General features: G+C 60.9%; 9 protein-coding genes. 7 read left to right on the top strand and 2 right to left on the bottom strand.

Annotation, left to right across the window (positions count from 1 at the left end; translation table 11 throughout):
* The first annotated feature begins 3 nt into the window (after positions 1 to 3).
* From aroK to hemE, 6 genes are all read left to right on the top strand, one after another.
* Positions 4 to 522, top strand: coding sequence for a shikimate kinase AroK (gene aroK, locus QMK51_RS26280; protein ID WP_258697930.1), 519 nt, complete (start codon positions 4 to 6; stop codon positions 520 to 522).
* A gap of 150 nt (positions 523 to 672) precedes the next feature.
* On the top strand, positions 673 to 1,773 hold the full coding sequence (gene aroB, locus QMK51_RS26275; protein ID WP_258697929.1) for a 3-dehydroquinate synthase: 1,101 nt from the start codon (positions 673 to 675) through the stop codon (positions 1,771 to 1,773).
* 10 nt (positions 1,774 to 1,783) lie between these two features.
* Positions 1,784 to 3,367 (top strand): AAA family ATPase, encoded by a 1,584-nt coding sequence (locus tag QMK51_RS26270; RefSeq protein ID WP_320392491.1) that lies wholly within the window; start codon positions 1,784 to 1,786, stop codon positions 3,365 to 3,367.
* 506 nt (positions 3,368 to 3,873) lie between these two features.
* Positions 3,874 to 8,319, top strand: a complete 4,446-nt coding sequence (gene gltB / locus QMK51_RS26265; RefSeq protein WP_320392490.1) for a glutamate synthase large subunit — start codon at positions 3,874 to 3,876, stop codon at positions 8,317 to 8,319.
* A gap of 33 nt (positions 8,320 to 8,352) precedes the next feature.
* A complete protein-coding gene (locus QMK51_RS26260) occupies positions 8,353 to 9,771 on the top strand; it encodes an FAD-dependent oxidoreductase (protein WP_105340576.1) in 1,419 nt (472 codons plus the stop codon).
* A 235-nt stretch (positions 9,772 to 10,006) separates the two neighbouring features.
* On the top strand, positions 10,007 to 11,074 hold the full coding sequence (hemE, locus tag QMK51_RS26255) for a uroporphyrinogen decarboxylase (RefSeq protein ID WP_258697926.1): 1,068 nt from the start codon (positions 10,007 to 10,009) through the stop codon (positions 11,072 to 11,074).
* Positions 11,075 to 11,248: 174 nt separating this feature from the next.
* Here the strand turns inward: hemE and QMK51_RS26250 are convergent, their stop codons facing one another.
* Positions 11,249 to 12,523, bottom strand: coding sequence for an MFS transporter (locus QMK51_RS26250; RefSeq protein WP_258697925.1), 1,275 nt, complete (start codon positions 12,521 to 12,523; stop codon positions 11,249 to 11,251).
* A gap of 118 nt (positions 12,524 to 12,641) precedes the next feature.
* On the opposite strand from QMK51_RS26250, the gene QMK51_RS26245 reads away from it, so the two are divergent.
* Complete coding sequence (locus QMK51_RS26245; protein WP_008009190.1) at positions 12,642 to 13,544, top strand: LysR family transcriptional regulator; 903 nt, start codon at positions 12,642 to 12,644, stop codon at positions 13,542 to 13,544.
* 141 nt (positions 13,545 to 13,685) lie between these two features.
* Here QMK51_RS26245 and QMK51_RS26240 read toward each other — a convergent pair whose 3' ends face one another.
* Positions 13,686 to 14,132, bottom strand: coding sequence for an excinuclease (locus QMK51_RS26240; RefSeq protein WP_320392489.1), 447 nt, complete (start codon positions 14,130 to 14,132; stop codon positions 13,686 to 13,688).
* Positions 14,133 to 14,151: the final 19 nt, after the last annotated feature.

The raw sequence follows: 14,151 nt of genomic DNA, 5'->3' as shown, positions 1-14,151 counted from the left end.
TCTGTGCGAAATTTGATTCTTGTTGGACCGATGGGGGCTGGAAAAAGCACCATCGGCCGGTTGCTGGCCAAAGAGCTGCGCCTGCCATTCAAAGATTCCGATAAGGAAATTGAATTGCGCACGGGCGCCAATATCCCGTGGATTTTCGATAAGGAAGGCGAACCGGGCTTTCGTGATCGCGAGCAAGCGATGATTGCCGAGCTGTGCGCGTCCGACGGTGTGGTGTTGGCGACCGGCGGCGGAGCGGTGATGCGCGAAGCCAATCGCCGGGCGCTGCATGCCGGTGGTCGAGTGGTCTATCTGCATGCGTCTGTCGAGCAGCAGGTGGGTCGAACGGCCCGCGATCGCAATCGGCCACTGTTGCGCACGGCCGATCCGGCCAAGACCCTGCGGGATTTGCTGGCGATCCGTGATCCGCTGTATCGGGAAATCGCCGACCTTGTGGTGGAAACCGATGAGCGGCCACCGCGGATGGTGGTGCTCGACATTCTCGACCGCTTGCAGCAGCTACCGCCCCGTTAATGCGCGGCGCGAAATGCGCTATCCTCGGCGTCCTGTCGCAGCCGCTCAAGGTTGTGGCGGATGGCTACCGAACGGCGTCACACCAGCGGACGCCGTGGAATTCGTTAACTCAAGGCAGGATGCCTGATTCCATCTTCACTGTGGGGACACATGCAGACACTCAAGGTCGATCTAGGCGAGCGCAGCTACCCGATTCATATTGGCGAAGGTTTGTTGGATCAGCCTGAGCTGCTGGCCCCGCATATCCGCGGACGGCAGGTGGCGATCATCTCCAACGAGACCGTCGCGCCGCTCTACCTCGAGCGTCTGACTCGCAGCCTCGCGCAGTTCTCGGTGATTTCCGTGGTGCTGCCCGACGGCGAAGCCTTCAAGACCTGGGAAACCCTGCAACTGATTTTCGATGGCCTGCTGACCGCACGGCACGACCGCCGCACCACAGTGATCGCTCTCGGCGGCGGCGTGATCGGTGACATGGCCGGTTTTGCGGCCGCCTGCTACCAGCGCGGCGTTGATTTCATCCAGGTGCCGACCACCCTGTTGTCGCAAGTCGACTCCTCGGTGGGCGGCAAAACCGGGATCAATCACCCACTCGGCAAGAACATGGTCGGCGCCTTCTATCAGCCCAATGTGGTGCTGATCGATACCGCCACCCTCAACACCCTGCCGGCCCGCGAACTGTCCGCCGGGCTGGCGGAAGTCATCAAATACGGGCTGATCTGCGACGAGCCGTTCCTGACCTGGCTCGAAGAAAACGTCGATCGCCTGCGCGCCCTGGACCAGGCCGCCCTGACGTACGCCATCGAACGCTCCTGCGCAGCCAAGGCTGCGGTGGTCGGTGCCGACGAGAAAGAGACCGGCGTGCGTGCCACGTTGAACCTGGGGCATACCTTCGGCCACGCGATCGAAACCCATATGGGCTATGGTGTCTGGCTACATGGTGAAGCGGTCGCTGCTGGCACTGTGATGGCTCTGGAAATGTCCGCGCGCCTGGGCTGGATCAGCGAACAGGAACGTGATCGCGGTATTCGTCTGTTCCAGCGTGCCGGCCTGCCGGTCATCCCGCCGCAAGAGATGACTGAAGCCGATTTTCTCGAACACATGGCAATTGACAAGAAAGTGATCGACGGTCGTTTGCGCCTGGTGCTGCTGCGCCACATGGGCGAAGCAGTGGTGACCGACGATTATCCGAAAGAGGTTTTACAGGCCACGCTGGGAGCGGATTACCGCGCCCTGGCTCAGCTTAAAGGTTAATAAGATCCCGATGACTAGTTTGCATGCCGACGAGGCTTTCCTCGGCCATTACCAGTTAAGTCATGACCCTTTCGCTCCACGGGTGCCTGGCTTCAAATTTTTCCCGGCCCAGCGCAAACCGGTGCTGGGGCAGCTGCATCATCTGGCCCGTTACAGCCAGTTGCTGCTGGTGGTCACTGGCCCTCAAGGCAGCGGCAAAACCCTGTTGCGTCAGGCCCTGGTGGCCAGCACCAACAAACAGTCAGTGCAGAGCGTGGTGGTTTCCGCCCGTGGCGCCGGCGATGCTGCTGGTGTATTGAATCAGGTGGCTCAGGCGCTGAACGTTGCCCAGGCCGAGGTCGGTGCGATCCTGGCTCAAGTGGTGCAGCTTGCGCTCACGGGGCAGGAAGTCTATTTGCTGGTGGATGACGCCGAGCAACTCGACGAGTCCGCGCTGGAAGCCTTGCTGGCCCTGGCTGCCGGTGCACCGGAAGGTCGCCCGCACGTGTTCCTGTTCGGCGAGTCCTCACTGATTGCTCAACTTGAAGCGCTGAGCCTCGAGGAAGAGCGTTTCCACGTCATCGAATTGCAGCCTTACACCGAAGAAGAAACCCGCGAATACCTGGATCAGCGTCTCGAAGGCGCCGGCCGGGGAATCGAACTTTTCACCGCGGATCAGATCTCTGATATTCACGAAAGCTCCGACGGTTGGCCTGGCACTATTAACCAGGTCGCCCGCGATGCGATGATCGAAGCCATGATTGCCAGCCGCTCAGCGGTCAAGCGTCCAAGTATGGGGTTCAACATGCCGAAGAAACACGTATTGGCGATTTCCGCCGTCGTCGTGGTCGCGGTAGCCGCCGCCTGGTTGATGCCGGGTCGCAGCAAAGCACCGACCACCGGCACACCTGCCAACGAACAGGCGCAACTGCCGCTGGGCCAGGGCACGCCACAACCTAACAGTAGCGGCGCTCCAGCCGTGGAATTCGCGGGTAACTCGCAGCCGATGCCATTACCGCTGGTCGGTAACTCGCAGCCGGTGATGCGTGGTCCGTTGGCCGAAGCGGCCGGTGGCATTACCGAAGGTGATGATGGCGTACCCGTCGAAGGCTCCAGCGCCACACCGCCGACCGTGACCACCACCGCGCCGCCGGCAGGCGTTCCGGCGGGGCCTGCGCCGACACCGGCCGCCAAGCCGACGCCTGCGCCGACTCAGGTCGCAACCGCCAAGCCAGTAGCGCCTGTTGCCAAACCGGCTCCAGCGCCCGCCAAGCCGGCCGTCGCGGTCAAACCTGCCGAGAAGCCAGCCACCGTGGCCAAAGCCGCCGGTGGCGGCTGGTACGCAGGTCAGGCGCCGGGTAACTACGTGGTGCAGATCCTTGGCACCAGCTCTGAAGTGACCGCGCAGAGCTTCGTCAAGGAGCAGGGCGGCGAGTACCGTTATTTCAAGAAAGTGCTCAACGGCAAGCCGCTTTACGTCATCACCTACGGTAACTTCGCCAACCGCGATGCAGCCGTTACTGCCATCAAGGCCTTGCCAGCGAAGGTTCAGGCTGGTAAACCTTGGCCTCGCACTGTCGCCAGCGTCCAACAGGAACTGGCAACAACTCGCTGAAGATTCGGCGGCCTTACCCAGGCCGCCTCTCCCGGCACCTCAAAATTTCTGCAAGTGCGCGCTGCCTAAAGGGTCCGCTGGCGCTTGCTGACGACCGCGTTGCGCGCCAACATGCGCGAGGCTGCGTTGCGGGATTTGCCAAGGGAAGAGCCATTGGCAGCATCCCGCGCCTTGCCTCGCACATGTTGGCATCACAACGCGGTTCGTCAGCAAGCACCAGCAGACCCTGGGGCGCGTGCCTTGTGGTGTCTGCGTCACAGTAGTCTTTGAGTCGCTGCGGTCAAAATTAAAAAAGTTTTGACTAGCACAGCATATCGCTTTAAACCTTTCACAAATGCGACATAGATTTGCGACATTTCGTCGTCAAATTTGTGAGCCTCAGTGTCGGTGTGTACAATGACCTCCCTTTTGCCCCGCAAAGCTGGCGTACGTTCGGTGTGGATGGTAACTGGTTGAATTGAAAAGAAATTTGCCTCGATAAGAGGCAGCCTGGTGAGAAAGTGTCTATGAAAGCAGGTCTGTACCAACCAGATGAATTCAAGGATAACTGCGGTTTCGGCCTGATAGCCCATATGCAGGGCGAGCCCAGTCATACCCTTTTGCAAACGGCCATTGAGGCCCTGACCTGCATGACCCACCGCGGTGGGATCAACGCCGACGGCAAGACCGGTGACGGTTGCGGTCTGCTGATTCAAAAGCCGGATGTGTTCCTGCGGGCCATCGCCCAGGAAACCTTTGGCGTCGAACTGCCCAAGCAATATGCCGTGGGCATGGTCTTCTTCAACCAGGATCCGGTAAAAGCCGAAGCTGCTCGCGAGAACATGAACCGCGAGATCCTGGCCGAAGGCCTGACCCTGGTCGGCTGGCGCAAAGTGCCGATCGACACCAGCGTCCTCGGTCGCCTGGCCCTCGAGCGCCTGCCGCAGATCGAACAAGTGTTCATCGGTGGTGAAGGCCTGAGCGATCAGGACATGGCGATTAAGCTGTTCAGCGCCCGTCGTCGTTCGTCCGTGGCCAACGCCGCCGACGTCGATCACTACATCTGCAGCTTTTCCCACAAGACCATTATTTACAAAGGCCTGATGATGCCGGCGGATTTGACCGCCTTCTATCCAGACCTGAGCGACCAGCGCCTGCAAACCTCGATCTGCGTGTTCCACCAGCGCTTTTCGACCAACACGCTGCCGAAATGGCCGCTGGCGCAGCCGTTCCGCTTCCTCGCCCACAACGGCGAGATCAACACCATCACCGGCAACCGCAACTGGGCCCAGGCTCGTCGCACCAAGTTCACCAACGATCTGATGGATCTGGAAGAACTCGGCCCGCTGGTGAACCGCGTCGGTTCCGACTCCTCCAGCATGGACAACATGCTCGAGCTGATGGTTACCGGTGGCATCGACCTGTTCCGTGGCGTGCGGATGATCATTCCGCCTGCGTGGCAGAACGTCGAAACCATGGACCCGGATCTGCGTGCGTTCTACGAATACAACTCGATGCACATGGAGCCATGGGACGGCCCGGCCGGCGTGGTCATGACCGACGGTCGTTACGCGGTGTGCCTGCTCGACCGTAACGGTCTGCGTCCGGCGCGTTGGGTCACCACCAAGAACGGTTTCATTACCCTGGCATCGGAAATCGGTGTCTGGAACTACCAGCCCGAAGACGTGATCGCCAAGGGTCGCGTTGGCCCGGGCCAGATCTTTGCCGTGGACACCGAAACCGGTCAGATCCTCGACACCGATGCCATCGACAACCGCTTGAAGTCACGTCATCCATACAAGCAATGGCTGCGCAAGAATGCCCTGCGCATCCAGGCGACCATGGAAGACAACGACCACGGTTCGGCGTTCTACGACGTCGATCAGCTCAAGCAGTACATGAAGATGTATCAGGTTACGTTCGAAGAGCGCGACCAGGTGCTGCGTCCGCTCGGCGAGCAAGGCTACGAAGCCGTCGGCTCGATGGGCGACGATACGCCGATGGCTGTGCTGTCCCAGCGTGTACGCACGCCGTACGACTATTTCCGCCAGCAGTTCGCGCAGGTGACCAACCCGCCGATCGACCCGCTGCGCGAAGCCATCGTCATGTCGCTGGAAGTCTGCCTCGGCGCCGAGCGCAACATCTTCCAGGAGTCGCCGGAACACGCCTCGCGCGTGATCCTCAGCTCGCCGGTCGTTTCCCCGGCCAAGTGGCGCTCGTTGATGAACCTCGATCGTCCAGGCTTTGAACGCCAGATCATCGACCTCAACTACGACGAGAGCGTCGGCCTCGAAGCGGCGGTGCGTAATGTCGCCGATCAGGCTGAAGAAGCCGTGCGCGCCGGTCGCACCCAGATCGTGCTGAGTGACCGTCATATCGCCCCGGGCAAGCTACCGATTCACGCTTCGCTCGCCACCGGCGCGGTACACCACCGCCTGACCGAAAAAGGCCTGCGTTGCGACTCCAACATCCTGGTAGAAACCGCCACTGCTCGCGATCCGCATCACTTTGCGGTGCTGATCGGCTTCGGTGCTTCGGCGGTTTATCCGTTCCTTGCCTACGAAGTGCTGGGCGACCTGATCCGCACCGGTGAAGTGCTGGGCGACCTCTATGAGGTGTTCAAGAACTACCGTAAAGGCATCACCAAAGGCCTGCTCAAGATCCTCTCGAAGATGGGTATCTCGACCATCACGTCGTATCGCGGTGCGCAGTTGTTCGAAGCGATCGGCCTGTCCGAAGAAGTCTGCGAGCTGAGCTTCCGCGGCGTGCCAAGCCGCATCAAGGGTGCGCGTTTCGTCGACATCGAAGCTGAGCAGAAAGCCTTGGCGGCCGAAGCCTGGAGCCCGCGCAAGCCGATCCAGCAGGGCGGTCTGTTGAAGTTCGTCCACGGTGGCGAATATCACGCCTACAACCCGGACGTGGTCAACACCCTGCAAGCCGCTGTGCAGCAGGGCGACTACGCCAAATTCAAGGAATACACGTCACTGGTGGATAACCGCCCGGTGTCGATGATCCGCGACCTGTTCAAGGTCAAGACCCTGGACACGCCGCTGGACATCAGCGAGATCGAACCGCTGGAATCGGTGCTCAAGCGCTTCGACTCCGCGGGCATCTCCCTCGGCGCTCTGTCGCCGGAAGCCCACGAAGCCCTGGCCGAAGCCATGAACCGCCTCGGTGCGCGTTCCAACTCCGGCGAAGGCGGCGAAGACCCGGCGCGCTACGGCACCATCAAGAGCTCGAAAATCAAGCAGGTCGCCACTGGCCGCTTCGGTGTGACCCCGGAATACCTGGTCAACGCTGAAGTGTTGCAGATCAAGGTCGCCCAGGGTGCCAAGCCAGGCGAAGGTGGTCAGTTGCCAGGCGGCAAGGTCAACGGTCTGATCGCCAAGCTGCGTTACGCAGTGCCGGGCGTGACCCTGATCTCGCCTCCGCCGCACCACGACATCTATTCGATCGAAGACTTGTCGCAGCTGATTTTTGACCTGAAACAAGTCAACCCGAAGGCACTGGTTTCGGTGAAGCTGGTGGCAGAAGCGGGCGTTGGCACCATCGCTGCCGGTGTGGCCAAGGCCTACGCGGACTTGATCACCATCTCCGGCTACGACGGCGGCACCGGTGCATCGCCGCTGACCTCGATCAAATACGCGGGCGCCCCGTGGGAGCTCGGCCTGGCCGAAACCCACCAGACCCTGCGTGGTAACGACCTGCGCGGCAAGGTCCGGGTACAGACCGACGGCGGCCTGAAAACCGGCCTCGACGTGATCAAGGCCGCGATCCTCGGCGCTGAAAGCTTCGGCTTCGGCACCGCGCCAATGATCGCCCTGGGCTGCAAATACCTGCGTATTTGCCACCTGAACAACTGCGCCACCGGCGTCGCGACTCAGAACGAGAAGCTGCGCAAGGATCACTACATCGGTACCGTCGACATGGTGGTGAACTTCTTCACCTACGTCGCCGAAGAAACCCGTGAGTGGCTGGCCAAGCTGGGCGTGCGCTCCCTCGAAGAACTGATCGGCCGTACCGATCTGCTGGAAATCCTCGAAGGCCAGACCGCCAAGCAAAACCACCTGGACCTGACCCCGTTGCTCGGCAGCGATCATATCCCGGCAGATAAGCCTCAATTCTGCCAGGTCGACCGCAACCCGCCGTTCGACAAAGGCCTGCTGGCCGAGAAAATGGTCGACCTGGCCACTTCGGCCATCAACGACCTGAGCGGCGCCGATTTCGCCCTGGATATCTGCAACTGCGACCGTTCCATCGGCGCGCGGATCTCCGGTGAAATCGCTCGCAAGCACGGCAACCAGGGCATGGCCAATGCGCCGATCACCTTCCGCTTCAAAGGGACGGCGGGTCAGAGCTTCGGTGTGTGGAACGCCGGTGGCCTGAACATGTACCTGGAAGGCGACGCCAACGACTACGTCGGCAAAGGCATGACTGGCGGCAAGCTGGTCATCGTTCCGCCAAAAGGCAGCATCTACAAGACTCAGGACAGTGCCATTATCGGCAACACCTGCCTGTATGGCGCCACCGGCGGCAAGCTGTTTGCCGCCGGCACCGCAGGCGAGCGTTTCGCGGTGCGTAACTCCGGTGCTCACACCGTGGTGGAAGGCACTGGCGATCACTGCTGCGAGTACATGACTGGTGGTTTCGTCTGCGTCTTGGGCAAGACCGGTTACAACTTCGGCTCAGGCATGACCGGCGGTTTCGCCTACGTGCTAGACCAGGACAACACCTTCGTTGACCGGGTCAACCACGAACTGGTGGAAATCCAGCGGATCAGCGGCGAAGCGATGGAAGCCTACCGTAGCCACCTGCAACGCGTGCTGAACGAGTACGTCGAGGAAACCGACAGCGAGTGGGGTCGTGAACTCGCGGAAAACCTCGATGACTACCTGCGCCGTTTCTGGCTGGTCAAGCCCAAGGCTGCCAGCTTGAAAACGTTGCTTTCCAGCACCCGTGCCAACCCGCAGTGATATGCGCCTGAAGAGTTTGATGAGGTTTTAACAATGGCTGAACGTCTGAATAACGACTTCCAGTTCATCGACGTCGGGCGCAAAGATCCGAAGAAGAAACTGTTGCGTCAACGCAAGAAAGAGTTCGTGGAAATCTACGAACCGTTCAAACCCCAGCAGTCGGCCGACCAGGCCCACCGCTGCCTGGGTTGCGGTAACCCGTATTGCGAATGGAAGTGCCCGGTGCACAACTTCATTCCGAACTGGCTGAAACTGGTGGCCGAGGGCAACATCCTCCAGGCCGCCGAGTTGTCGCACCAGACCAACACCTTGCCGGAAGTCTGCGGTCGGGTTTGCCCTCAGGATCGTCTGTGCGAGGGTGCCTGCACCCTCAATGACGGTTTTGGTGCGGTAACCATCGGTTCGGTCGAGAAGTACATCACCGACACCGCGTTCGCCATGGGCTGGCGCCCGGACATGTCCAAGGTCAAGCCGACCGGCAAGCGTGTTGCGGTAATCGGTGCAGGCCCTGCGGGCCTGGGCTGTGCTGACGTGCTGGTGCGCGGCGGTGTGACCCCGGTGGTGTTCGACAAGAACCCGGAAATCGGCGGTCTGCTGACCTTTGGCATCCCCGAGTTCAAGCTGGAAAAGACCGTGCTGAGCAATCGCCGCGAAGTCTTCACCGGCATGGGCATCGAGTTCCGCCTGAACACCGAAGTGGGCAAGGACGTGACCATCGAGCAATTGCTCGAAGAATACGATGCCGTGTTCATGGGCATGGGTACCTACACCTACATGAAGGGCGGCTTTGCCGGTGAAGACCTGCCGGGCGTGTATGACGCGCTGGACTTCCTGATCGCCAACGTCAACCGCAACCTGGGCTTTGAAAAGTCGCCGGAAGATTTCGTCGACATGAAAGGCAAGAAGGTCGTGGTGCTCGGCGGTGGCGACACGGCGATGGACTGCAACCGTACCTCGATTCGCCAGGGCGCCAAGTCGGTGACCTGTGCCTATCGTCGTGACGAAGCGAACATGCCGGGCTCGCGCAAAGAGGTGAAGAACGCCAAGGAAGAAGGCGTGAAATTCCTCTACAACCGCCAGCCGATCGCCATCGTGGGTGAAGACCGCGTCGAAGGTGTGAAGGTGGTCGAGACCCGTCTCGGCGAACCGGACGCCCGTGGTCGTCGCAGTCCCGAGCCGATCCCGGGTTCCGAAGAGATCATCCCGGCCGATGCCGTGGTCATTGCTTTCGGCTTCCGTCCAAGCCCGGCGTCGTGGTTCGAACAGTTCAGCATCCAGACCGACAGCCAGGGCCGCGTCGTGGCGCCGGAGCAAGGTCAATACAAGCACCAGACCAGCAACCCGAAAATCTTCGCCGGTGGCGACATGGTGCGCGGTTCCGACCTGGTGGTAACGGCGATCTTCGAAGGCCGTAATGCCGCTGAAGGGATCCTGGATTACCTGGGCGTCTAAACCCCCGCACTGATCGTTCCCACGCTCCGCGTGGGAATGCCCCCATGGACGCTCTGCGTCCGCTCTTAAAGTCGTGACGCAGAGCGTCACAGGATGCATTCCCACGCAGAGCGTGGGAACGATCTGGCGAGTGAAACCGCGACAAATTGACCCGATAGACAAAAGGATCGGCTCTTGCCGTGCCTTTTGCGTCGCGCTCTGAGAAAATGCCCGCACTTTTTTTCCGGATGCCGACATGACTGCCCTGAAGAACGACCGTTTCCTTCGCGCCCTGCTCAAGCAACCCGTAGACGTCACCCCCGTGTGGATGATGCGCCAGGCCGGTCGCTACCTGCCTGAATACCGCGCCAGCCGTGCCAAGGCCGGTGACTTCATGAGCCTGTGCATGAACCCGGCGTTCGCTTGCGAAGTCACGATGCAGCCGCTCGACCGCTATCCACAACTGGATGCGGCGATCCTCTTCTCCGACATCCTGACCATCCCCGACGCCATGGGCCAGGGCCTGTACTTCGAAACCGGAGAAGGTCCGCGCTTCAAGAAAGTCGTCAGCACCCTGGCCGACATCGAAGCCCTGCCGATTCCTGATCCACAGAAAGACCTCGGCTACGTCATGGACGCGGTCAGCACCATTCGCCGCGAACTGAACGGCCGCGTGCCGCTGATCGGCTTCTCCGGCAGCCCATGGACCCTGGCCACCTACATGGTCGAAGGCGGCTCGTCGAAAGACTTCCGCAAGACCAAGGCCATGCTCTACGACAACCCGCAAGCCATGCACCTGCTGCTGGACAAGCTCGCACAGTCGGTCACCTCGTACCTCAACGGCCAGATCATGGCCGGTGCGCAAGCGGTGCAGATCTTCGACACCTGGGGCGGTAACCTCTCGGCGGCGGCCTATCAGGAATTCTCCCTGGCCTACATGCGCAAAATCGTCAGCGGCCTGATCCGTGAACACGAAGGCCGCAAAGTGCCGGTCATCCTGTTCACCAAAAACGGTGGCCTGTGGCTGGAAAGCATTGCCGACGCAGGCGCGGATGCGCTGGGCCTGGACTGGACCTGCGACATTGGCGAAGCCCGCCAACGCGTCGGCAGCAAAGTCGCCCTGCAAGGCAACATGGACCCAACCGTGCTCTACGCCAAGCCAGAAGCCATCCGCACCGAAGTCGGCCGCATTCTCGCCAGCTACGGCAAGGGCAGCGGCCACGTGTTCAATCTTGGCCATGGCATCACGCCGGAAGTCGACCCGGAACATGCTGGGGCGTTCCTGCGCGCGGTGCATGAACTGTCGGCGCAGTATCACGAGTGATCGCTGCCCGATAATGAAAACGCCCGGCATCTGCCGGGCGTTTTTGTATGAGGTACCAGATCGTACACGGTCAATGTGGGAGCGAGCCTGCTCGCGAATAGGTCGGCACATCCAACAGAGATGTTTGCTGACAGACCGCTTTCGCGAGCAGGTTCGCTCCCACAGGGTTTTGCATCAGGCCTTTACATCGCCCAACGGCGGCAACTTCGCCAGTTTCAACGCCACCAACAGCGCGATCACCAACAACCCGCCAATAAACAACCCGATCCCGTTCCAGCCACCCAGGTGCCAGGCCACTCCGCCCGCCGTACCCGCGATACTCGACCCGGCGTAATAGCTGAACAGGTACAGCGACGACGCCTGGCCCTTGGCTTTGATCGCCCGGCGGCCGATCCAGCTGCTGGCCACGGAGTGGGCGCCGAAGAAGCCAAAGGCGAAGATCAGCATGCCGAGGATCACCAGTGGCAACGGCGTGAGCAGGGTCAGGGCGACGCCCGCGAGCATGACCACAATGGTTGCCCAGAGCACTTTGCGCCGGCCGAGCTGGTCGGCCAGGGCGCCGATTTTCGCCGAGCTGTAGATGCCCGACAGGTACACCACCGAGAGCATCCCGACGAAGGCCTGATCCATGTGATACGGCTCGGCCAGCAAGCGATAGCCGATGTAGTTGAACAGGGTGACGAACGCGCCCATCAGCACGAACGCTTCAACAAACAGCAACGGCAGGCCGGCATCGCGAAAGTGCATGGTGAAGCCGTCCAGCAAGCTGCGTGGATGCAGCGAGCGAGCACGGAAGTTGCGTGACTCGGGGAGGATTTTCCAGAACACCGCTGCGGCAATCAGCGCCAGGCCACCGATGACCAGCATCGCCGTGTGCCAGCTGACGAAGTCGATCAGTACCCCGACGATCAACCGTCCACACATGCCGCCGATGGCGTTGCCACCGATGTACAAACCCATGGCCAGGCCGATGTGCTGCGGGTGGATCTCTTCGCTCAGGTAAGTCATCGCCACCGCCGCCAGACCGCTCAACGACAGCCCCACCAGCGCCCGCATCACCAGCACGCCTTGCCAGCTCGGGATCATCGCGCTGGCCATGGTGCAGAGGGCTGCGGCGAACAGCGCGGCGACCATCACCGGTTTACGCCCGATGCGATCGGAGATGGGACCGGTGATCAGCAAGCCGATGGCGAGCATGCCGGTGGCGACCGACAGAATCAGGCTGCTCTGGGCCGCGTTGATGGAAAACTCGCGGGACAACAGCGGCATCATCGGTTGCACGCAGTAGAGCAGGGCAAAGGTCGCGAAGCCGCCGGAGAACAGCGCCAGCACCGTGCGCATGAACATCGGCGTGCCTTTTTCGATGTAGATCTCGTTTAGCTCGGTGACGACATCGTCCCGCGCGGCGGGCGGAATTTCATGGGCGAGTGGGGCGACAGCAGTTTTCACTTCGAACCTCGGAGGGCGCAGCCGGTCAGGCAATGAAAAAATCATATAGCTGGCTAATGATTCAATCCAATATATTGTTCGACCTGTTTGATAGGTTTTACGACCTAATGGAGTTTTCATGGAATTGCGCCACCTGCGCTACTTCATCGCCGTCGCCGAAGAACTGCATTTCGGCCGTGCCGCCCAGGTGCTGGGCATCTCGCAACCTCCGCTGAGCCAGCAGATTCAGGCGCTGGAGCAGGAGGTGGGCGCGCGATTGTTCGAACGGACCAATCGTCGGGTCGAACTCAGTGAGGCCGGCCGGCTGTTTCTGGAAGAAGCGCGGCTGGTGTTGGCTCAGGTCGACAAAGCGGCGGATGTGGCACGACGGGCACAACTCGGTGAATTGGGTGAACTGAAGATCGGCTTCACCTCGTCGGCGCCCTTCAACTCGACCATTCCCCAGGCGATTTTTTCGTTTCGCCAGCGCTTCCCGGCGGTGCACCTGAACCTAAGGGAAATGAGCAGCACCCAAGTGGCCGATGCGCTGGTGGACGAGTCGATCGAAGTTGGCATCATGCGGCCACTGGGGTTGCCGGACTCCCTCAGCGTGGTGGAACTGATGCGCGAGCCACTGGTGGCGGTACTCAGCTCCAAGCATCCACTGGTGAACGGCAGCGAAGAGGGCCTGTTCCTGTCAGCCCTTGCCCTCGAACCGTTCGTATTTTTCCCACGCAGCTATGGCAGCGGTCTGTATGCACAATTGCTCAGCCTGGCCCGAGATGCCGGCTTCAGCCCGCACTTCGCCCAGGAGGCTGGCGAGGCAATGACCATCATCGGGCTGGTGGCGGCGGGGCTTGGGGTGTCGGTGTTACCGGCGTCTTATCAGCGGATGCGTATCGACGGTGTGGTGTATCGGCCTTTGCTCGATCCGGAAGCGGTGTCGGCGGTGTGGCTGGTGCAGCGCAAGGATCAGAAGTCGCCGATGGCCAAGGCGTTTGTGGAGTTGTTGACGCGTAAGGTAGAGCCTTTGAAGCCGTAACGACGGGTGACCCCAGTGAGGTCACCCGTTTTTCTTTACCAAGCACTACACCGAGACCTGCACCTGCAATCGTGCACCAGCCCCCAGGCATCAACGCAATCGGTAACGGCTGAGTGTGTCGCGGCTAGTCTGTTTCAGGCGTTACTGAACCTTCGCCAAATCCCCTTTCAACGCAACGCCCGCCATGATTGCCCCGGCGTGGCACTCATAGGTCTTGGCATCTTTGCGCTCATTTTTCTTGTAGAAGCTGACGATGTTGGTCACGGCGTTGGCGCCGGCGTTCTTCGCCGCTTGGTGCAGGCTGATGATTGCCGATTGCGCGACCCATTCGCAGGCCACTTCGTCAGACTTGTTGAAGGCGTTGGTTTTCTTGTTGGTCACGGCACCGGCGCTGAGGACGGTGACGTTGCCTGCCGGCGCGGTGCCGGCCAGGTAGAACTTCACGCTGCCATCGATTTTGCCGGCACGGGTTGCTTCGGCGACTGCTTTGTCAAAGGGCAGATACACCGCCGTGTCACGTGCCTGGCTGATGCCCGGCAACGCGCAGATCAGCAGGGTGGCGGCGGCAGCGAGTTTCTTGAAGTGCATGGAGGTCTCCTTGACCCTA

The sequence above is a fragment of the Pseudomonas sp. P9_31 genome (genome assembly GCF_034008235.1).
GTDB lineage: Bacteria > Pseudomonadota > Gammaproteobacteria > Pseudomonadales > Pseudomonadaceae > Aquipseudomonas.
Note: the sequence above shows the minus strand (reverse complement) of the source record. Positions and strands in the feature narration are given on the sequence as shown.

Bases quoted from the DNA above. Each gene is read 5' to 3' on its own strand.
- aroB (WP_258697929.1), top strand. From the start codon at position 673: ATGCAGACACTCAAGGTCGATCTAGGCGAGCGCAGCTACCCGATTCAT.
- QMK51_RS26270 (WP_320392491.1), top strand. From the start codon at position 1,784: ATGACTAGTTTGCATGCCGACGAGGCTTTCCTCGGCCATTACCAGTTA.
- gltB (WP_320392490.1), top strand. From the start codon at position 3,874: ATGAAAGCAGGTCTGTACCAACCAGATGAATTCAAGGATAACTGCGGT.
- QMK51_RS26260 (WP_105340576.1), top strand. From the start codon at position 8,353: ATGGCTGAACGTCTGAATAACGACTTCCAGTTCATCGACGTCGGGCGC.
- hemE (WP_258697926.1), top strand. From the start codon at position 10,007: ATGACTGCCCTGAAGAACGACCGTTTCCTTCGCGCCCTGCTCAAGCAA.
- QMK51_RS26245 (WP_008009190.1), top strand. From the start codon at position 12,642: ATGGAATTGCGCCACCTGCGCTACTTCATCGCCGTCGCCGAAGAACTG.
- QMK51_RS26240 (WP_320392489.1), bottom strand. From the start codon at position 14,132: ATGCACTTCAAGAAACTCGCTGCCGCCGCCACCCTGCTGATCTGCGCG.